Origin of the sequence: Veillonella sp. DNF00869 (genome assembly GCF_001553345.1) — a bacterium.
Taxonomy (GTDB): Bacteria; Bacillota; Negativicutes; order Veillonellales; family Veillonellaceae; genus F0422.
In genome coordinates this window covers 1-21,903 of the sequence record NZ_KQ960752.1, presented here as the reverse complement: position 1 = coordinate 21,903, position 21,903 = coordinate 1, and the positions used below count along the sequence as shown (strand labels likewise).

Here is a 21,903-nt window from a genome sequence, read left to right as displayed (position 1 = left end):
GCACGACATATTCCGACCCGAACTGATACAATGGTTAGGTTTGCTCCGGAACATGTCGTACTCTTCTTGCATTTTCGTAATTTGATCAGTAAGGGGCGCCACAAAGGCTGCTACTCGTAACTACGCTCCTTAGGGGATGTTATGAGGCTATTATTTGCAAATAGCGTGGTAAGTAATCTCTGTGCATGGGATGGACTATGTTTATGAAGTATTATATGAATGTATGATGCAACAAAAGGATAAAGTGGTGAATTCTATGCGTTTTAAGTATATTAAGATAAAATAACAGAAAATAATATATATAATGTGATTTTCAAGTCTGTATAAAGTCATTTATAAATATTCAGAGAGTATATAAATTAATCTATTTTTTTACAATAAAATGCATAATTAGAAATAAAGATACATAGATAAGTTGCTGTTTTGAAATGTTTGTATTTCTAGGATAAAATCAATCTATACTAATTTAATATGCATATTATAAATGGCTTGTATTCTTTTTATTTGTTGTATATAATTTTATGCATAATGTAATATAGGTATATTAGTCAATGAAGGAAACTGGAGTGCTAGCTTAAGTTTGCTAATAGGCTAATATATTTTATATGATTTTTATCAGTAGAAGATAACAATTCTATAGTTTATGAGCTATAACTTAAAAAGATGGTTGAAGTTATAGTTTTTTGTATTTCCTATATAAAAGACAGTAATGATATTAAAATCATACGCGTATAGATGATAAATGAAAGGTAAGAAAGTAAATGGCATTGAATCGTATTTATAAAGTTGTATGGAGTAAAACGAAGGGTTGTTATGTAGTTGTATCAGAACTAGCGAAACGAGTGGGTCGCAATAAGGCGAAAGCTATTGTGATTAGTTCTGCTGCCATGGCTATGGCGGTGAGTCCTGTGATGGTAAACACAGTAGGAGCCATTAATGATGCAGGTACAGGTAGCGCTACCAGTGTCGCTTTTGGAGAAACTTCATCAGCTAGTGGTACGAACGCAGTGGCGGTAGGTAAAAACTCTAAGGCAAACCAAGATGATACGATTGCCTTAGGCACAAATTCAAAATCTACAAATACATATACGGTAGCTCTTGGTAGAAATACAGAAGCGGCTGGGCAGCGCTCAATGGCATTTGGTAATGAGGCAAAGGCTAAAGCGAATGATACAATTGCTTTTGGTTCATCTAGCGAAGCAAAGAAAGACAATGATATTATTATTGGTAAAGAAGCTAAAAGCCGTGATGAAGGGGGTGGACATAGTATTGCCATAGGCTATAATTCCACAGCAGGTTCTACCAAAACAGGAGCAGCTACTGATGTAACAAGCATAGGGAAAAATGAAGCTTCAGGTGGCGTGGCAATCGGGGTATCATCTTATACGGGGGTTAATAAAAATAATGCTGCTATTAACTCTTCCGTAGCTATTGGTGCTGGTGCTGGTGCGGGGTTTCGTGCGATTAATGCAGAGGGCTTACCAACAGGAAATGGTACTGATCCTGATGATAATGCAACCGTATTGGTGAAAGCTTTTGGTGGGACTACCAGTAAATTGGATTATTTCAAAAAAACAGGAGATGCTAGCAAGGATGGTTTCTTCTCTTTCCAAGGCGTAGATATTAATGAAGGCACAGCCTTAGGCCGTAACACCCGTGCCATTGGTGACCAATCAGTGGCCATTGGTGCGCAATCTATAGCCGGTATGGGCTCTATCGTTATTGGTGGTAATGATATTCAAGCCTATGATGGAAAGAAATATTTTAAAGCTGCGGACCCGAATAGTGCAGATGCCAGAAGTGTTAATGATTTTAATGCGGCAGTCACTCCGGGTACAGGAAAAAGGAACCCAACAGATAAAACAGAGTCGGAGCTTACTATTTCTGAAAAATATAAGGAACTAGTAGGCGCAGGATTAGATCGTTCCTATCGTGCCAGCTATGGTCAAGATGGTTCAACCGTAATCGGTATGCAAGCCCATTCTACCACACCATTAGGCGTAGCTATCGGTACGAACTCTATCGTTAGAAAAGGTGCTTTTGGTGCCACAGCCATCGGTTCTGGAGCCTCTGTAGTAGCGAATGCTGAGGCAGCAGTAGCCATCGGTATGGGATCGGAAGCACAAGGTAATTATGCGGTTGCTGCAGGTACGGCTGCTCGTGCAAAAGAAGCAGCTGTGGCTGCTGGTTACAGATCCAATGCGGAAACATCCGCTGTTGCTGTAGGTGATCATGCTCAGGCTACAAAAGCCTCCGTAGCAGTAGGTCAGTTAGCACAAACAACGAAAGAGGCAGATATTGCGGTAGGTCAAGGCGCGGTTGCTTCTGGTGAACAAGGTGCCATTGCTATGGGTCTTGGAACACAGGCGCAAGGTGATTCCTCTATTATGATTGGTGGTTCTGAAATTACCAAGGTAGCTAATCAGCGAGTAAGTTACCAAAAAGAGAAAATAGGTGCTGATGGAAAAACTGTCATCAAATCCACTAAAAAGACAGAGACCATTGGTGGAGAACAAGTCGAACGTACCATCCGTTCTGTAGAAATGGAAAACGCTAGTGGTACTATCCAACAAGCCTATGGAGAATTAACGAATGGTGGCATCTTGAATACAGATACCTTAGATTATTCTTCGGCAGCGAATAAAAATGGTCATGGTTCTATTTCCATGGGGGTTCACTCCTTATCTACTGGTGATTTAGGGACGGCTATTGGTACTGGTGCCCGTGTCACAAAATTAGGTGGTGTGGCCCTAGGTACAGGCGCTATGTCTGAACTACAAAATGGGGTGGCTATCGGTACAGGTTCTAGAGCGGATAAGAGATCTGTTGGTACTCGACAAACAGATATTTCCTATGATAAAGAAGGTAAAATTGTACCATTTGATAGTCAAAAAGTAGCCTATACATTCTATTGGGCAGGTGGAACAAATACGTCTGAAGGTGACGTAGTATCTTTTGGCTCACCAGGGGCAGAACGTCAATTGAAAAATGTAGCCGCTGGTCGTATTGCAGATGATTCTACAGATGCCATCAACGGTTCTCAGTTGAATTCCGTTACAAAGCGCATGTCCAGTGGTTGGGCTGTAGAAGCTGAAAAAGATAAGGACAGCTCTGGTGTATTGAAATTTAATGGAGCGACAGCTACAGAAGGAACTGAAGTACATACTGCTGATGGTAAAACAACAACACGAGAAAATCCAGGTACGGCTACAGGTCATATAGATAAAGTACGTCTTAATGATGAAGTGAAAATTCGTGTAGGCGATAATTTGGTATTACATCAAGAAGATGCATCTAGACCAGTGTATGATGATCCAGATAATCCGACGCGTAAAACAGGAACACGTGTAACTTCTAAATTCACCTATTCTTTGAATCCAGAGTTAAGGGGATTAAAAAGCGCTCAGTTTAAAAATAATGCAGGTGATACGACTAATATCAATGGTGCTGGGGTGACAGTCACTCCAGTAACTGTAGGAAAACAACCTGTTTCGTTAACGACTGCAGGTTTGAATAATGGCGGTAATGCGATTTCTAATGTGGCAGGTAATTTACCGAGCACTAAAAATAATGATGCTACTACAGGAGCAAGTAATGCCACTACATCTCAAGCGGCGCCAACCTTAGGAGATGCTGCAGATCAAGTAAATCCGACGAATGCAGCCACTGTATCTGACGTATTGAATGCAGGTTGGAATTTACAAGGTAATAACAAAGCTGTAGATTTTGTGAAGCCTTATGATACTGTGAACTTTGCCAATGGAGATGGCACGACAGCTACTGTGGAAAGTACAGATGGTAAAACATCTACTGTGAAATACAGCGTAAACCTTGGCGATGGCTTGAAAAAAGATGATGCGACCAACAAAATCACTGTGAGCGCAGCTGACAAATCTTTAACTGTAGGAGCAGATGGAGTTAAGGTTAACCCAGGGGATAAGTCATTAAAAACAACAAATGCTGGTTTAACCGTTAATACAGCGGATAAGTCTCTAGAAGTAACTAATGATGGTTTAAAAGTTAAAACAGATGGTACTACGATTACCACTGACGATACTAATGGATTAAAAGTTGTCACTGGTGCAATCGAACCTGTTAAAACTGGTGCTAATCCTGGCACTGTGAAAGTAAAAGATGGTGACAAAGGTAAAATTGCTACTGTAGATTCTGTGGTAAATGCTGTGAATAGTGCGGCTTTTACATTGAAAGCTAGCGCTAATGGCGGTACAAGAAATGCAGGCAGTGGTGTTACTACCGATGGTGAATCCATTAAAGCAGGCAGTACTATAGAAATGATCGCTGGTAAAAACCTAGATGTAAAACATGATGCTAATGGTAAAATCACATTTGCTACGGTAGAGAATCCTTCTTTCAACACGATTCAAGTAGGTGGCGATCAAGGACCTAAGTTGTCTAAAACAAATGATGGAGACTTGAAAGTGTCTGGCCCTAATGATACGGATCCAGTGAAAGTTACTAATGTGAAATCTGGATTGGATACGTATGGTGGTAATGTAGCAGGTACAACGGATAAAAACACTGGTTTGGTTGACTTGTCTAAACCTACCGCAGGAGAACCTAAAGTAAGCGACAATACAGCCGCTACTGTAGGCGATATCCGTAACATGGGTTGGATTGTATCTTCTAATAAAACTACAGGTGCAGATGGTGCAGTTACTGCTACAGAATACTCTGGTACAGTGAAAAATGCGAACGAAGTGCGATTTGTTGGTACAGGAAGTGCCATCGTATCTGGTAAAACAGAAGGCGATGTTCGTACGATCACTGTGAAAGTAGATGACCAAACATCCACTAACAATGCGGTAACACCTGTTATTTACACAGATGAAAGTGGCAACCAAGTATATCCAACTGGCAAAAAGGATCCAGATGGAAACCAAATCTTTAATACAAAACCAGATGGAAGTGGTAAACAAGTAACAGGTCCAGTTAAAACAACTGTTAACGGACCAAAAGGTACAAGTACACCAACTACATTATCTAACGTAGAAGGCAACTTGGATGGAGCTAAAACAGGAACAACAGCACCAAAAACAGACGCGGTAGCGCCAAATACAACGAATAAAGCTGGAGATAAGTTTATCAATCCAAATAATGCGGCAACCGTAGGTGATGTATTAAATGCTGGCTGGAACTTACAAAATAATGGCACTGCGAAAGACTTTGTAAAACCATATGATACTGTAAACTTTATCAATGGTCTAAATACAACAGCGGTGGTAACAACATCTGATGATGGTACAACAAGCAATGTAACGTACAACGTAACAGGATTGCCTGTAACTTATACAACAGCAGATGGTACACCAGTGACTAAAATTGGCGATAAATACTATAAAGTTAACGATCAAGGTCAACCAGTAGATGGTACAGGTGCGCCAGTTACGAAGTTCAACAAAGATGGTAAACCAGTTGATAAAGATGGACATGAAGTTCCTGATGTGAACATTACAGATAAACCATTAAAAACATCCTTGGTAAACCCAGCACCGGCAGCTAATAAAACTGGCACAACAAGTCCTACTACATTGGATAATGTGACAAGCAAGTTGGAGAATTACAAAGCGGCTCCAGTGAATGGTAAAGAACCAGCTAAAAATAGTTTGCGAGATTTGACGAATACAAATGTAACGGATAACACAGCGGCTACTGTAGGAGATATCCGTAACATGGGTTGGATTGTATCTTCCAATAAAACTACAGGAGCAAATGGTGCAGTCACTACTGATGAGTATTCAGAGGCTGTAAAAAATGCGAACGAAGTACGATTTGTCGGTGAAGGAAGTGCTATTGTATCTGGTAAAACAGAGGGTAATGTGCGTACCATCACTGTGAAAGTAGATAATCAAACAGGTATTAATAAAACTGTAACTCCTGTGAATTACACGAAAGCAGATGGTACTAAAGTATATCCTCGAGAAGTAGACAATGGAGATGGAACTAAGACAGTTAAATTCTTTGAAAATCCAGATGGTACGGGTAAGGAAATTCCAAACACAGAAGTCATTACCTCTGTGAACGGGCCAAAAGGAACAACCACTCCAGCAACATTGTCTAACGTAAAATCTAATCTTCCTGATACGAAGAATAACGATGCTACAACAGGTCCAAGCAATGCTACCACAGCTCAAGCAGCACCAAATACAACAAATAAAGCTGGTGACAAATATATCAATCCAAATAATGCCGCTACTGTATCTGATGTATTGAACGCTGGTTGGAATTTACAAAACAATGGTGCAGCGAAAGACTTCGTAAAACCATATGATACAGTAAACTTTGTGAACGGTGGTAATACAACAGCTGTAGTGACAACGAATGCTGCAGGTACTGCAAGCGATGTGACTTTCAACGTAACAGGATTACCTGTGACATACACAACAGAAGATGGTTCGCCAGTATCTAAAGTTGGAGATAAATACTACAAAGTTAACGATAAAGGTCAACCTATCAGTGATGCAGGTAAACCAGCAGTAGGCAAAAATAATGATGGTAAATTGGTTGATGAAAATAACAATGTAATTGAACCAATTGATACAACAAAACCATTAAAAACTGCGTTAGTTAATCCAACACCAGCAGGAGATAAACCTAATACAACAACAGCTACACAATTAGGCAATGTAACATCTGGCTTGGACAAATATGGTGATCAAGTAAATAATGCTGATGTACCAGGAACAACGGATAAAAACCGTGGCTTAGTTGATTTATCCAAACCAGCAAATGGAGATCCAAAAGTAAGCGATAATACAGCCGCTACTGTAGGTGATTTGCGTAACATGGGTTGGATTGTATCTGCAGATAAAAAGACAGATGATTTGACTAAGGCGTACTCCGATACAGTGAAAAATGCAAACGAAGTGAAATTCGTTGGCGAAGGTACAGCTACCGTATCTGGTAAAACAGATGACAAAGGTGTACGTACAATCACTGTAAAAGTAGATGACCAAACGTCTACAAATAATGCAGTAACACCTGTGGTGTACACAGATAAAGATGGTAAGCAAGTGTATCCAACTGGTAAAACAGATAAAGATGGTAACCAAATCTTCAATACTAAACCAGATGGAAAAGGAGTGGATGTAACAGGTCCTGTTAAAACAACAATTAATGGGCCAAAAGGAAGCATAAGTCCAGCATCCTTGAGCAATGTGAAAAGCAACATTCCAAATGTAAATGATGGATCCAAAACAATTACAAATCCTGATGGTACAGAAAAAACAGGCGATGTAGAAAATATCAATAAAGCGCCATTAACAGCAGAAGAAGCTGCAGCATTAGCAAATCCAAAAACAAAAGATGGACAAGCTAATCCTAAGTATATTGGTAACAATGCAGCCACAGTATCTGACGTATTAAACGCAGGTTGGAACTTACAAAACAATGGAGAATCTCGTGATTTTGTAAAACCATATGATACAGTGAACTTTGTAAATGGTCTTGGTACTACCGCGGTGGTAACAACTCGTGAGGATAACACGGCAAGTGATGTTACATTTAATGTAAAAGCAGCTAATGGTTCTGTAACGGTTGACGAAAATGGCGTAAAAGTAACTATAGGTGAAATGAAACCAGCAGTAGGTACGGATAATAAAGAAACAGGAGCTATTGCTACACCTGCAGATCCAGCTACAGCTAAGCAATTAAAAGAAACCTTAGCAGCTGCTGAAAAAGACTTGTCTGCAGCAAGAGAAGCTTTAAAAGAAGCAGAAAAAGCATTAGCGGCAGATCCGAAAAATCCAGCATTACAACAAGCGGTGGCAGATAAGAAAGCTGATGTAGCTACTAAACAAACACCAGTAGATACAGCACAGAAAGCCCATGATGAGGCAGGATTGAACAAAATGGCTACCGTACAAAATGTAGCGGAAGCAATCAACAATGCAGGCTTCAACTTGAAAACATCTGCTGGCGGGGGAGAAAAACTTACTGGAACTAAGGATGATGGAGAGTTAATCAAACCAAGTAATACTGTGGAAATGGTAGCAGGTAATAACTTGACTGTGAAACAGGATGCAAATGGTAAAATTACATACGCTACGAAAGATAATGTGACTTTCACCAATGTGGATACAGGCACGTTGAACGTAGGCAGTCCAAATACCTATACAGATGGCAAAGGTAATACGTACACGAAAGTGGGCGCTAACTATTACAAACCAACTGATGTAGTGAATGGCGCTCCAAAACCAGATGCAACACCGGTGGATGTAACAACACCTGTTACACCAGTGAACCCTGTGACAATGAAAGCAGAAGCGGCGAAACCAGCTACGAATAATGCATCAGATGCACAACCATCTTCCGCATTAAATGTCACATCTAAGGATGGCAAACCAACACAAATTACAGGTGTAGGTTCTACGCTGAATACTAAAACTGTAGATACTACACCAGCAGGTACAGCGCCAGGAACTACACCTAGCACAACACCAGCAAACTTAGTTGATTTGGAAGGTACAGACGATGCGCCTGTGAATAAAAACGCAGCAGCTACAGTAGGTGACCTACAAAATATGGGCTGGGTTGTGTCCGCCAAAGATGGTAATGGCTACAAAGATGTGGTAAAAAATGCTAACGTAGTAGATTTCAAAGGTGATCAAGGTGTGACCGTTACTGGTAAAACATTGGCAGATGGTACTCGTGAAATTACAGTAGGAATCAAAGAGGGAGAGGTTACGAATAAAGTAACCATCACCCATGGCAATGGTACAAAAACAGATGCCGTTAAAATCGGAGATAATTACTACAAGGTAGATAAAGATGGTAAACCAGTAGGATTCGAAAAAGGTCCAGATGGTAAACCAACAGGAACTCCATTGAAGGTTGATCCTAAGACTGACAAAGTAACGAATGCAGGTGCAGGAGTTGTAACAGGCAATGCAGTGGCGAATGCAATCCAAGATTCTGGTTGGAATGTAGGCATTGGTTCTACTGATAAAGATTTCAGTAAAGATACAAAAGTGTATGACAAGGTAAATCCGAATGACGATGTGAAATTCGCAAATGGAGCCAACACCAATGTATCTATGGTAACTGTGGATGCTATTAACGAGGATGGTACTAAGAAAGCAACGACGTATGTGAAAGTAGATGTGAATAGAGATCTTAAAATTGATTCTGTCACAACTGGTGGCACAGCGACTGATAAAAATGGTAATAACCTTGTGAAAGTGGGCGACAAGTACTACAAAGAAGGCGATGTAACAGTGGTTACAAATCCAGATGGAAGTACGACAGTAACACCTAAGAAGGATACCAAACCAGTTCCTCCAGCAGATGTTATTCCAGCTAAAGATGGCGCTATGATCGTGAAAAATGCTGACGGTAAAGATGTGGTATCTGCTACAGTTGGCAAAGACGGCAGCGGTGTCTTCGGTGTGAATGGCAAAGATGGCAAAGATGGTGTATCTATTACTGCTAAAGATGGAGAAGGTGCTATCGGTGTCAATGGTAAAGATGGTGCTACTACAACCATAAAAGGTGATACCATTACGTTGACAGATAAGGATAAAAATACCAACACAAGTACGCCAACAACTAATGTATTGAAAGATACAAATGGTAATACAAATACGTCTACAGCAGATAAAACTGAGTTAAAAGACAAAGATGGTAATACCAATACAAGTACATCGACTACTGTTACTTTGGCAGATAAGGATAAAAATACTAATACATCTACAGCAGCAGGAACTACGTATAAAGATAAGGATGACAACAAAACTGTAGTAGGACCTAAAGAAATCTCCTTACGAGATAAAGAGGGTAACAATACAGCATCCCTAACGAATAAAGATTTACTCTTGAATGCGAAGGATCCAAAAACTGGCGTAGAAAAAACATCGCATGTATCTGGTGATAAGATAGCCTTTACTACAACTGATGAAATGGAAAAAGTATTCGATAAAGATGGTAAACCAGTTATCGATCCTACTACTGGAAAACAAAAAGAAAAGATTAAAACTCCTGGTAACTCTACGGAGTATACGAACGAAGGACTGAAAGTCATTCCAAATAGTACAGTAGCTCGTGATGCAAATGGTAATCTTACTTTCAAAGATGAAAAGGGTGAGCCAGTCATGAAAGACAAAGACGGTAACTTTGTGTATATGGGTAAAGATGGAAAACCAGGCGAGAAATATGCGGGTGCTGTAGGAGCTTTAAAACCAAATGTAGTAGATAATACTCGAGTTATTTCCTTCGGTATGGATAAACCAGTGTTAGACAGCAATGGTAACCCTGTGAAAGGTCCAGATGGCAAACCAGTTATGACAGAGGGTATCTCTGCAGGTATGCAACAAATTCACAATGTAGCACCAGGTACAAAAGATACAGATGCAGTTAACGTGTCGCAGTTAAAAGGTATTGCTGGTAATGTAGTAAATATTAGTAATCGTATGAATCGTATGGGTGCACAAGCAGCTGCGTTAGCAAGCTTGCAATCCATCCAGTACGATCCATTGGAGCCAACACAAATTTCTGCAGGCCTGGGCTACTATAAAGGATCTAGTGCCTTAGCACTTGGCATTAATCATTACAAAAATGAATCTACTATGTTCCATATGGGGGCATCCTTAAATGGTCATGGTGATGAAACTATGATGAATGCTAGTGTGACTTGGAAATTCGGTGCCCGTGCTGATGAAACGGCTGTGAAAGATACATTCCGTCAAGGACCAATCAGTGCCTCTTACACATTACAAGATAAGGTATCTGCCTTAGAAGCACAAAACAAAATCCAAAAAGACCAATTAAATGAATTGCGTGCGACAAACGCTGCTCAAAAAGCAGAGAATGAAGCACAACGTGAAGAATTGGCATTGATGAAAGCGCAAATTGCAGAATTGTTCAAACGCATGAATGGATAATCTTAGACACTAAGAGTATCTATACATCTTGTTGCTATATACCTTATGAAGTTCCTAATTGAATAGGATATAGGGAAGACCGTAACACACCCCTTCTCAAACTATACAGTGATTATGTTAGTTCAGGGGGGGATGTTACGGTCTTCTTGTATTTGCGTGATTTAGGCAGCAATCTTTTTACGAGAAGGGTCAATATATGTTATGATATAAGATACAGATAATCGATAGAATATTCCTACATAGATAATAGGAGGTACCTACTTTGAGTAGTATATTTGATATTATTGGACCCGTTATGATAGGTCCATCTAGTTCACATACAGCAGGGGCGGCGCGTTTGGGAAAGATGGCTTTGTCTATTTTTCGTGAGCGCCCTGACAGTGTCACTATGACCTTATATGGTTCTTTTGCCAAGACCTATCGTGGACATGGTACAAACCGTGCTCTGGTGGCAGGATTGCTGGGAATGGATGCAGATGATGCACGTATTCGTGAGTCCTTGGAGATAGCAGAACGTGAGAACTTTCAGTATACCTTTATTGAATCAGAAGTAGATGCAGGCCATCCTAATACAGTTCGATTCAATATGTACGGTAAAGATGGAAAACACATGTCTGTTACAGGGTCATCCCTCGGTGGAGGTCGTGTGGCAGTGACGAATATTGATGGCATCGATGTAGATATTACTGGAGAAGAACATCAAATTATTGTGTTCCATACGGATCAACCTGGTGTCATTGCAGGGGTTACGCACATTTTAGGCTTGGAAGGCATCAATATTTCTAGCATGCGGGTGTTCCGTAAGCGAAAAGGGTCAGAGGCAGTCATGCTTATTTCTACGGACTCTGATGTAGATGCAATGGCATTGCAGCAAATTAAAGAAGTGCCGGGCATTTCCTCGGTTATGTATTTTGAACCATTGGAATAGAGGATACTATGAGTTATTTATACGATACAATTGAAGACATTGTTCGCTTGGCTGATCGTGAAAGTATTTCTTTTTCCGAAGTGGTCTTGCGTTCAGAAATAGAAAGTACGGGCTCTACGAAAGAGGAGGTCCTAGCTGAGATACGACGTCGTATTCAGATTTTTAAGGAATCTGTTCGTGATGGCATCGCTGACACAAGAAAAAGTAAGAGTGGTATGTCTGGAGGGCAAGCGAAACAATTAGATGAAAGACAACCTCTTTTTTTAAGTGATTTAGCTTATCGGGCGCTACGTTATGCTATTTCTGTGAATGAAGCAAATGCAAAGATGTTCCGCATTGTGGCATGTCCTACAGCAGGAGCCTGTGGTATTTTACCGGGTGTGATGCAAGCAGTAGGAGAAGTCTACGAATGCAATGAGGAAGCGTATGTGAATGGATTTCTAGCGGCAGCTGGTGTAGGTAATGTAGTGACAAATCAAGCCTGTGTAGCGGGAGCTGTGGGGGGTTGCCAAGCCGAAGTTGGTACAGCGGCTGCCATGGCTTCTGCCTGTGCTGTAGCGATGATGGGCGGCACTACGGAAGAAGTGGTAACGGCTATGACCCTCTGCATGAAAAATGTCTTAGGTTTAGTTTGTGACCCTGTGGCAGGGCTGGTGGAAGTGCCTTGCGTGAAGAGAAATGGAATCTATGCGGTACATGCGTTGGCATCCGCAGAAATGGCCATGGCGGGATTGCGTAGCCGCATTCCTGCAGATGAAGTGATTGGAGCGATGGATTCCATTGGACGGGCTTTACCAGAAGCGCTTCGTGAAACGAGCGAAGGCGGTTTGGCGAAAACTAAAACAGGGGTGGATATCACGAATCGGTTGGCCCATCAGAAATAGAGAGGTGTAAGTATGGGCATAGAAGCATACAAAGAGACTTCCATCTACAAAGGAGCTCTGCGCATTTTGCGGACCTTACAAGCAGCGCATTATGAAGCGTATATTGTGGGTGGTGCGGTGCGAGATATACAGATGGGACGGATTCCTCACGATTATGATATTGTCACTTCCGCTATGCCGGAGGTGGTCATCGACGTACTACGAACTGAGGGTTTTATTACGACGAATGTAGTAGGCGCCTCCTTTGGGGTGGTTGTGGTTACAGTGGGTGATGATACCTATGAAGTAGCAACTTATCGAAGTGAACAATATGGTGAAGATAGTCATCGACCGGTGGCAGTGCAATTTCCTTCTACGTTTTTAGAGGATGTACAGCGGCGAGACTTTACGATCAATGGTCTTGCTCTTACTGAAAGTGGTGAGGTCCGTGATGAAGTAGGCGGTTTACGAGATATTGTGGCACGCCGTTTATGTACCATTGGATCTAGTAAAGAGCGATTTCAAGAAGATGCGTTGCGCATGTTCCGATTATGTCGATTTGCAGGACAATTGGGATTTTCTATTGATCCTGCCACCTGGGCGGGCATAGAGCCAAACCTATATCGTGTGGAAGGATTATCGCTAGAACGAGTGCGTATAGAAATCGAAAAAATGTTGCTTAGTGAGTATGTAGATCTCTCTTTAGATGCGTTGGTGCGCAGTCATTTAAATGAGCAATGTTGCCAACAAACGATAGAGGGGCAGTCTCGACGGATTCCTATATTGCCAGAGCTAACTCATCTAGTAGATTTACCGCAAGCACCAGAACACCATATACATGATGGATGGCGCCACACCTTAGCAGTAGTAAAAGGGGTGCCGCCGAATCTAGTATTGCGGTGGGCTGCTTTGCTCCACGATGTGGGGAAAGGCATGGAAGGAGTTCGCGGCTTTCACAATGGGCGCATTACGGATCGTAATCATGATAGGGTGGGTGCCACTATGGCACGAAATATCTTGACCCGTTTAGGCTATGCTAAAGAATTTGTAAATCTTGTGGTATGGCTTGTAGAGCGACATATGCGGTTTCACTTTTATGTGTCCAATGGTTCTGCAGATTTACATAAATGGTTGCAGAAGGAATGTCATGAAAATTTATTTAGAGAAACCAAGGATCTAGTGGAGGCTGTGGACTATCTAAAAACCCTAGGTGTGGCAGATGTATTAGGAGGAGGCACGAAAGATGCAGAACCTACAGTCCAGTATGGAACACGCATGATGGATATGGCAAAACAGATGCCTGTACACACGAAGGATTTGTGCTATGATCGCACATTGCCCAATTTAGTAGCACCTTATACGAAGGAAGTAATGCAGACTCTCTTACAGAGAGTACAAGCGGGAGATATTCCCAATACACCAGAAGCCTTACATAAGGCAGGAATGGCTAAATACGAACGAGTAAAGAAAAAGGAGTACCATGCATGAAAGTGCAAGCAGCAAGAAAACGATTAAATTTGAATGCCGGTTCGTGGTTCTTAGTTCTATTTTTTATATCATTAGGAATTATATTGCGATATACCTATGTACAGATTGTGGCAAAAGATACCTATTCTGAACGGTTTTCTAATCAATTTTTAACAGATAGAGTTTTACAATCTCCACGGGGAACTATTTTTGACCGCAATGGCAACCCCTTGGCATTGAGTGTAACAGTTAACTCCGTTAGCGCAGATCCAACCATGATGCGTGTGGTAGCTAAAAAAACGCCGGAAGAAGTGGCAGATGTATTAGCTCCTTATGTGCGCATTTCTAGAGAAGAGATTATTAAAAAGTTAAATGAAGATACAGCCTTTGTCTGGATTGATCGCCTCTTAGATGTGCCGAACTCCAATGGTATAGAAGCAGCCATCAAGGAAGCAAAGTTCAATTTTATTACCTTACATAAAGAGAGCCGTCGCTATTATCCGAATGATACTTTATTAGCGCAGGTCCTTGGATTTGTAGGATTCAATGAAGATGGCAAAGCGGATGCAGAAGGTAAGGCAGGGCTTGAGGCAGCGTTAGATGATGTGATTCGCAGTAATGAGGTAAAAGTCAGCATTTACAACGACACAGCTGGTCGCCCCGTCTTTGAGTCCGTACAATCTCAGTTTTTACCAGATCAAGAAAAATCGGTGAATCTTACCATTGATACAACGGTGCAGTTTATTGCCGAACGGGCCTTAGATAAAGCGATGATAGACACAAAGGCTCGCAGTGCAGCGATGATTATTATGGATCCAAAAACAGGGGAAATCCTTGCGATGGCCAATAAAAATCGAGGCATGGCATCGGACGTAAATAAATTAAAATTTGAAGATTATCGCAATAATGCGGTGGTGAGTATTTATGAACCAGGATCTACGTTCAAACCGATTATTGCCGCCTCCGCACTGGCAGCTGGAAAATGGCAGCTAGATACGGTCTATAATGATACGGGGACCATTATCATTGATGGACATCATATGAAAAACTGGGATGGTAAAGGCAGTGGTAAAGTACGATTGTTAGATATCTTAAAATATTCCATCAATACAGGTATGGCGTACTTGGGTACGACTACAGGTGGAGAGATTTTGACGGATTATGTAAAACGCTTTGGTTTTGGTAAGGCTACAGGTATTGAACTACCAGCAGAAGGAGATGGTATCCTTTTTGATCCTAAGACCATGAGTAAGTTAGATACAGCTACTATGTCCATCGGACAAGGGATTGCGGTGACTCCGTTACAAATGGTACAAGCCTTTGGAGCACTAGCTAATGGCGGTAAAATGATGAAACCTCATATTATTAAATCCATTGTCAATCCAGATGGAACGATTTATAAAGAGGCACAAGATGTGGAGCAAGGTCAACCTGTACCTGAAAGTATTGCCAAACAGATTACGGATATTTTAGAGAAAGAAGTCTCCGAAGGTGGCGGACATAAGGCGTATGTAGAAGGCTATCAATTTGCTGGTAAAACTGGTACGGCGGAAAAACTAGATGCTGAACATGGAGGTTATTTGAACGGTCGTTATATTGCGTCCTTTATTGGTTATGGACCGGTAGAAGATGCCCAATTTGTAGCATTAGTTGTGATTGATGATCCAGCAGGTACTTTCTATGGTAGTCAAATTGCAGCGCCAGTATTCCAAGATGTGATGTCACAATTAGTGCGGTACTATAAGCTTTCACCGACTCGTAGTAAACACGGTGATAAAGACAAGTCAAAAGCTGAAACTAAGGTATTGACGGTGCATCGTAATAAAGATGGCTCTGTCATTGTGCCAAACTTCGTAGGTCATGCGTATGGTGAAGTACGGGATTGGGTGCATGAAGCAGGATTAACCTTTAAACCTTATGGAACAGGCTATGCTGTTTCTCAAGAGGAAGCAGTGGGTAGTACTATAGAACAGGGCGGATCCGTTACAGTGTATTTCAAGCGGTAAGATACGTGGGCTATGGGATGTGAAAAAATATTACATCCTAGGCCTATTTATACAGCAGTAGGATATCTGTAATAGGGGATGCTCAAGGAGAGGATAGGATGATAGAATTATTAGGTAAGCCTGTAGCTCAGGCGCGAAAAGCGGTGTTGCAGGAAAAAATGCAAGCTTTGATAGACCAAGGTATAACGATTACCCTAGGTATTTTGTTAGTTGGAGACGATAGTGCTGCCAAAATGTATGCTACTTTCATGGAAAAGGTAGCAAAAGGGGCAAATTTCGGTACTGAATTAGTAGAATTGCCAGAAACAGCTACGCAAGAAGAGGTAGAAGCGGTGATTCACAAATTTAACACAGATGAACGTATCTACGGCGTATTGCCATTAATGCCGATGCCAACACATATCGACAGTGAAGCGGTGATTGGAGCCTTAGATCCAAGAAAAGATATTGATGGCTTAACGACCTATAATATTGGTTTAGTTAGCTCTGGTAAAGGTGGTTATGTACCATGTACGCCAAAGGCTTGCATGGCAATCGTAGATCATTATGGCATCTCCTTTTCTGGCAAAAAAGTTGTTGTCCTAGGTCGTAGCCAAGTCGTAGGGAAACCAGTAGCACTATTGGCGCTAGAACGCAATGCCACAGTGACAATCTGCCATTCTAAAACGGAAAATTTAGAAGCTGAATTGTTGCAAGCTGACGTGGTGATTGCTGCTGTGGGTAAAGCGCATATGGTACATGGGTCTATGTTGAAGCCAGAGTGTGTAGTGATTGATGTGGGAATCAATGACCTAGATGGACAAACCGTAGGTGATGTGGAATTTGCTTCTGCTAGTGAAGTAGCCTCTGCGATTACACCTGTACCAGGTGGGGTTGGTTCTGTGACTACTACCATGATGCTAGAAGGATTATATGAGGCATATTATGCACGAAATGGCCATTGCTGAGGGAATTGTAGATGTGGCATTAGATACATTGAAAGCTAACGAAGGCAGTATCATACATGCTATACAAGTACAGATTGGTGTTTTATCTGGGGTAGAATCAGAAGCGTTGCATTTTTGCTTTGATGCAGTGACACAAGGAACGGCGGCACAAGGAGCGAAGCTAGAGATAGAATTGATTCCTATGAAAGGGCGTTGCTTGGATTGCCATCAAGAGTTTTCAATGGACCGATATCGCCATGTATGTCCACACTGTAATAGCTTTGCTGTAGAAGAATTGCAAGGTCGTGAATTGCGTGTGGCATCCATCGATATGGATTAAAGGAGTATCATGGAAGTACAAGTAATGACAAATGTATTGGCTAAAAATGATGCCATTGCAGAAACACTACAAAAACAATTTAAAGATAAACGCATTTTGGTGATGAACTTATTAGGATCACCAGGGGCGGGTAAAACATCTCTATTAGAGGCGACTTTGCAAACGTTGTCCAAGGACTATCGCATTGCTGTTATTGAAGGTGATTTGTTCACGGATAAAGATGCGGAGCGCATTCATGCCACAGGTGTACCAGTGATTCAAATCAATACAGTCGGAGGTTGCCATTTAGATGCGAATATGATTCGTGAGGCTATTGCTGAACTAGATTTGGATGCGTTGGATTTAATCATCATTGAAAATGTGGGCAATTTAGTATGCCCAGCAGAATTTTTTATTGGTGAAGATATGAAAGTGACTGTTCTTTCTATTACAGAAGGAGAAGATAAGCCATTAAAATATCCTTTGATTTTTAAAGAGTCAGCAGCAGTATTGTTGAACAAAGTTGATTTATTGCCTTATGTACCATTTAAAATGGATGAGGCCATGCGGGATATTAACTCCTTACAACCAGGTGTGCCTATTTTTCAGGTGAGTTGCACTCAGGAAGCAGGGCTTTCACCTTGGATTACTTGGGTGAAAGAAAAATTAGAGGAGCGACGTAACAATGAAAGCTAATTGGAAAGCTGCCTTAGGGGCTATGATAATAGCAGGAATAGTGGTGTTACAGCCACAGATTGTACTGGGTCATGAGGTATCTATCAATACCAGTGCTGACACTGCACGTATGTCAGAAGAGTTGGCGCTTAGAAAATTTATAAAAGAGAAGAAAGCTTCCTTTCAGGAAGGCGAAGCAGAACAACTTGATCTAGTGGGAACTGCATTTACAGCTAAACGAGTGCCCCCTCTTGTGATTACAGATGAATTTGTGAAAGCTCTTGCAGGGGAAGCAAAAACTCGTGTAGAGGGGAAACAACATGAACCGTGGGTATTTCCAGATGTGGATGTACTGAAAGAAAAGCTAGAGGCTATAGGTAAACAAAAAGCTGCTGAAACACATGCTGGTGATATGTTGGATGTAGATTCCGCTGTGGAAAGTACGCTAGAAACAGGTAGCGCTGAGAAAGCTAAGGAAACTAAAGTATCTAAAGATAATAAGACCAATGGTAAAGAGGAACAGAAGGCATCTAGTGAGTCTAACAAGGCGGTAGAAGATACGGAAGATGCAAAAAAGTCTAAAGTTTCTAAAGCTTCTAAATATCCCATTGAGTTATTGTGGACAGATAAGCCTAGTATTTTCTTACATGAAGATGTTCATGTAGGAGCGACGCGTAGTGAAGTGCTCTTTGCTTGGGGTGCACCACGAGCTATGTGGCGAGACAATACAGATGGTTCTTTGTTGTGGCTATATGAAGGCGTAATTGGTAAAGAAAAAACTATAACAGAAAATAAAAAAATCTCTATTCAAAAAGAGGAGTTTTCACAGTTGGTGAAGAATACCTATACTAGTGACTCTTTAGCAGGTTCTAACAGTTCTGTGGGTTATGTATGGCTTTCATTGAAGCAGGGGAAAGTCACGCATTTGGGAATGATTGCGGGTCATGACTGGCCTCGTTTTGCTATACCAGCCACTACATTAGAAACGTTTAAGCCTAATACCATGACAGAATCAGATTTCTCTTTGATGGGATACCGATTAGGTGATACCTTTACCAATGATCCAAATCGATCTTGGGAAGAAAGAGGCAAGGTGTATGGTCAGGAATTTTTAGGCTATAAGGATGTAGTAATCGCATATAACAAGGAACACGAAATCACTCGTGTCATGATCAACTCATCGCTTGGTACGACGAAACGCGGCATTTCACTAGGAGATTCTAAATACTTACTGCTCTATCTCTACGGAGTGCCAGATTTTGAAGAACCTGCTAATCATCATGATAGTAGTAAAGGTGTAGTGTATGGCTATCGCCATCCAGTACTAGAACATACCTATTTGTTGTTTACATTGGATGATAAATTTATTAGAGAAATATTATTGTCCAACCAAAAGAAAAGCGAACTTGTTTCGGCTATGTAGCCTGTGGCTTTCTTAATTAAATTATATAAAGTGAAGACCGTAACACACCCCTTCTCAAGCTATACAGTGGTTATGCTTGTTCAGGGGTGTGTTACGGTCTTCTTACATTTGTGTGATATAGTCAGTAAGAGAAAGCCACAAGGCTACTACGCAAAATTGCGTCGCTTGGGGGGTGCGCCGTGCTCTTCTTGTGTTTGTATAAATTTGATATAGCAACGCCATAAGGCTACTACTCGTAATTGCGTTCCTTAGAGATTTTGATCTATTAAAAAATTAACGATTTGAGGAATTTATGGTATAATAATATTATTAGAAGGGCTATTAACGTATTGTTAGGTTCATCTCTTCCTACATTGTAGGAGGGAGGTGATACTATGAAGAGGCTTGCAATATTATCTTTACTGATACAAATTGCTATGCTGATCATAGCACTTTTAGATTTACTATATAAGTAATGAAAAAGCCTAACGAATAAGGTCTGGTCACCTTAATACGTTAGGCACATTTTCATTTCAAACTTTCTTGAGATGAGCCTAACGCCGATCAAACGTTGATGGCTCTTCTTTTTATATATTTAGTATACCATATTTTGTTGTGAAATACTACTGTTGCAACGGTAAGCTCTATATAATTAGGCTAAATTTTTGACATGTCAGTAATAAATGTAATAAAGAACGAACCTATTCCTATCCAAAGTGGTGTTATAATGTATTGTTTGAGAGGTATGACAAAATTTTCTGAAAAAAGTTAAAAAATTTTTTATAAAACACTTGCGTTAGGAATCATAAATGTGGTATTATATCAAAGTAGTCAAGAACAGGACTACGGAGTAGAAAAAAGTTCTTGACAAACTACATAAAGACATATATAATATGTACGTAAATGTGCTGGCGTAGCTCAATCGGTAGAGCAGCTGACTTGTAATCAGCAGGTTGTGGGTTCAATTCCTATCGCCAGCTCCATTTTTTTGGAGGGATTCCCGAGCGGCCAAAGGGAGCAGACTGTAAATCTGCCGTCTTCGACTTCGAAGGTTCGAATCCTTCTCCCTCCACCATTTTCATCGCGGGGTGGAGCAGTTGGTAGCTCGTCGGGCTCATAACCCGAAGGTCGCAGGTTCAAGTCCTGTCCCCGCAACCATGTTAATTCGTTAGTGATTGAATAGTGCTGGTGTAGCTCAGTCGGCAGAGCGTATCCTTGGTAAGGATAAGGTCACCGGTTCAATCCCGGTCACTAGCTCCATATACTTGGCGGCATAGCTCAGTTGGCTAGAGCAATCGGTTCATACCCGGTGTGTCCGCGGTTCAAATCCGTGTGCCGCCACCAATAACCTCACTTAGGTGGGGATTTTTTTATGTCCGAAATTAGATATACATTGAAATTCCTAGTTTGACTTTGTATAATGAAGATATAGAAATATGGCAACTCTATGTAAAATGAGATAGAGTTGCACCATTATGTATTAAGAATACGAGGTACATATGACAACATGGTTTAATGATTTAAAAGAATTAATTTGGCACCCTAAGAGTAGGGGATTTGATCAAATTGCAGAGCATGGAACGATAAAAAAAGGTTTACTTACCTATTTTGGTCTGGAAGTGGTATTCTGTTTATTGGTGGCTACTTTAGTACTGCCGTTGGTAGGCTTTTTCATGCCTGCCTATTATCGTGAGATTGACGCCTTAGGGTCGGCCATTATCATAGGTTTGGCCATCGTCTTTTTCCTATTTCAAGCGGTGTCCATTTTGTTTAACAGTGCGATTTTCTTCGGCTTATACAAATTGACAACAGGTGAGGCGACTTGGACAGATGTGGTGAAAGGATTCATCTACGGCAAGGTCATCACCAATGTATATGGCGTAGTATTAGGCGTGCTCTTGTTGCCGTTTTTTGGGACAGGTTTTTTCCTAGCAACATCCTACGGTATGGAACTTATTTGGCTCTTCATAGGGGCTTTCTTTGCAGTGGCCATCTGGATTTTCTACATGAATCTATCCCTGATGGCTCGTATTATTAAAAGTACCCTAATGAAAGTATTTCTATTATTGCTAGGTACTGGTATTGTGCAAATTATTTTAGAATATATGCTGAGATATTTGTAAGTTATGCGCTAGAATACTATATTGTGCCGCCTATATAGTATGTTCTCGGAATATATGTTGAATTACTTATATAAAATGTAATGAGGAACAGAGGTTAGGCTTTCACAGAAATATCCGATAAGTGGAATGAAAGCACCTGTAATTCCTATAAAATAAGTAAAGTGTATTTGTATTTCTCTATTTAATCATATATAATAAAGGTAATTAGTTTTTTTGTAATGAAGGAGGCTATTTTAACAATGGCAAAAGCAAAGTTCGAACGTAATAAACCACACGTTAACATTGGTACTATCGGTCAC

The 21,903-nt window shown here is 40.9% G+C and carries 10 protein-coding genes and 5 tRNA genes; all 15 read left to right on the top strand.

Annotated features, from left to right (window positions below; translation table 11 throughout):
• The first annotated feature begins 761 nt into the window (after positions 1-761).
• The gene (locus tag HMPREF3032_RS01265) at positions 762-10,895 is read left to right on the top strand and encodes an ESPR-type extended signal peptide-containing protein (RefSeq protein ID WP_062401224.1); all 10,134 of its coding nucleotides are present in this window, start codon (positions 762-764) and stop codon (positions 10,893-10,895) included.
• Positions 10,896-11,157: 262 nt separating this feature from the next.
• Complete coding sequence (gene sdaAB / locus HMPREF3032_RS01260; protein ID WP_072270742.1) at positions 11,158-11,823, top strand: L-serine ammonia-lyase, iron-sulfur-dependent subunit beta; 666 nt, start codon at positions 11,158-11,160, stop codon at positions 11,821-11,823.
• 8 nt (positions 11,824-11,831) lie between these two features.
• Positions 11,832-12,707, top strand: coding sequence for an L-serine ammonia-lyase, iron-sulfur-dependent, subunit alpha (sdaAA, locus tag HMPREF3032_RS01255; RefSeq protein ID WP_062401223.1), 876 nt, complete (start codon positions 11,832-11,834; stop codon positions 12,705-12,707).
• A 12-nt stretch (positions 12,708-12,719) separates the two neighbouring features.
• Entirely contained in the window at positions 12,720-14,174 is a 1,455-nt protein-coding gene (locus HMPREF3032_RS01250; protein WP_231723391.1) for a CCA tRNA nucleotidyltransferase, read from the top strand.
• Positions 14,171-16,159 (top strand): penicillin-binding transpeptidase domain-containing protein, encoded by a 1,989-nt coding sequence (locus HMPREF3032_RS01245; protein WP_062401221.1) that lies wholly within the window; start codon positions 14,171-14,173, stop codon positions 16,157-16,159. Before HMPREF3032_RS01250 ends, HMPREF3032_RS01245 begins: the two co-directional genes overlap by 4 nt.
• Before the next feature lie 98 nt (positions 16,160-16,257).
• On the top strand, positions 16,258-17,106 hold the full coding sequence (locus HMPREF3032_RS01240; protein ID WP_062401219.1) for a bifunctional 5,10-methylenetetrahydrofolate dehydrogenase/5,10-methenyltetrahydrofolate cyclohydrolase: 849 nt from the start codon (positions 16,258-16,260) through the stop codon (positions 17,104-17,106).
• Positions 17,084-17,425, top strand: coding sequence for a hydrogenase maturation nickel metallochaperone HypA (gene hypA, locus HMPREF3032_RS01235; RefSeq protein ID WP_062401218.1), 342 nt, complete (start codon positions 17,084-17,086; stop codon positions 17,423-17,425). Before HMPREF3032_RS01240 ends, hypA begins: the two co-directional genes overlap by 23 nt.
• A 9-nt stretch (positions 17,426-17,434) precedes the next feature.
• A complete protein-coding gene (gene hypB, locus HMPREF3032_RS01230) occupies positions 17,435-18,100 on the top strand; it encodes a hydrogenase nickel incorporation protein HypB (protein ID WP_062401217.1) in 666 nt (221 codons plus the stop codon).
• Complete coding sequence (locus tag HMPREF3032_RS01225) at positions 18,090-19,502, top strand: hypothetical protein (protein ID WP_062401216.1); 1,413 nt, start codon at positions 18,090-18,092, stop codon at positions 19,500-19,502. Before hypB ends, HMPREF3032_RS01225 begins: the two co-directional genes overlap by 11 nt.
• An 886-nt stretch (positions 19,503-20,388) precedes the next feature.
• Positions 20,389-20,464: transfer RNA gene (locus tag HMPREF3032_RS01220), tRNA-Thr, on the top strand.
• A gap of 7 nt (positions 20,465-20,471) precedes the next feature.
• Positions 20,472-20,556 (top strand) — tRNA-Tyr (locus HMPREF3032_RS01215).
• A gap of 7 nt (positions 20,557-20,563) precedes the next feature.
• Positions 20,564-20,639 (top strand) — tRNA-Met (locus tag HMPREF3032_RS01210).
• 26 nt (positions 20,640-20,665) lie between these two features.
• Positions 20,666-20,741: transfer RNA gene (locus HMPREF3032_RS01205), tRNA-Thr, on the top strand.
• 7 nt (positions 20,742-20,748) lie between these two features.
• A tRNA-Met gene (locus HMPREF3032_RS01200) sits at positions 20,749-20,825 on the top strand.
• A 155-nt stretch (positions 20,826-20,980) separates the two neighbouring features.
• On the top strand, positions 20,981-21,604 hold the full coding sequence (locus HMPREF3032_RS01195) for a hypothetical protein (protein ID WP_062401215.1): 624 nt from the start codon (positions 20,981-20,983) through the stop codon (positions 21,602-21,604).
• Positions 21,605-21,903: the final 299 nt, after the last annotated feature.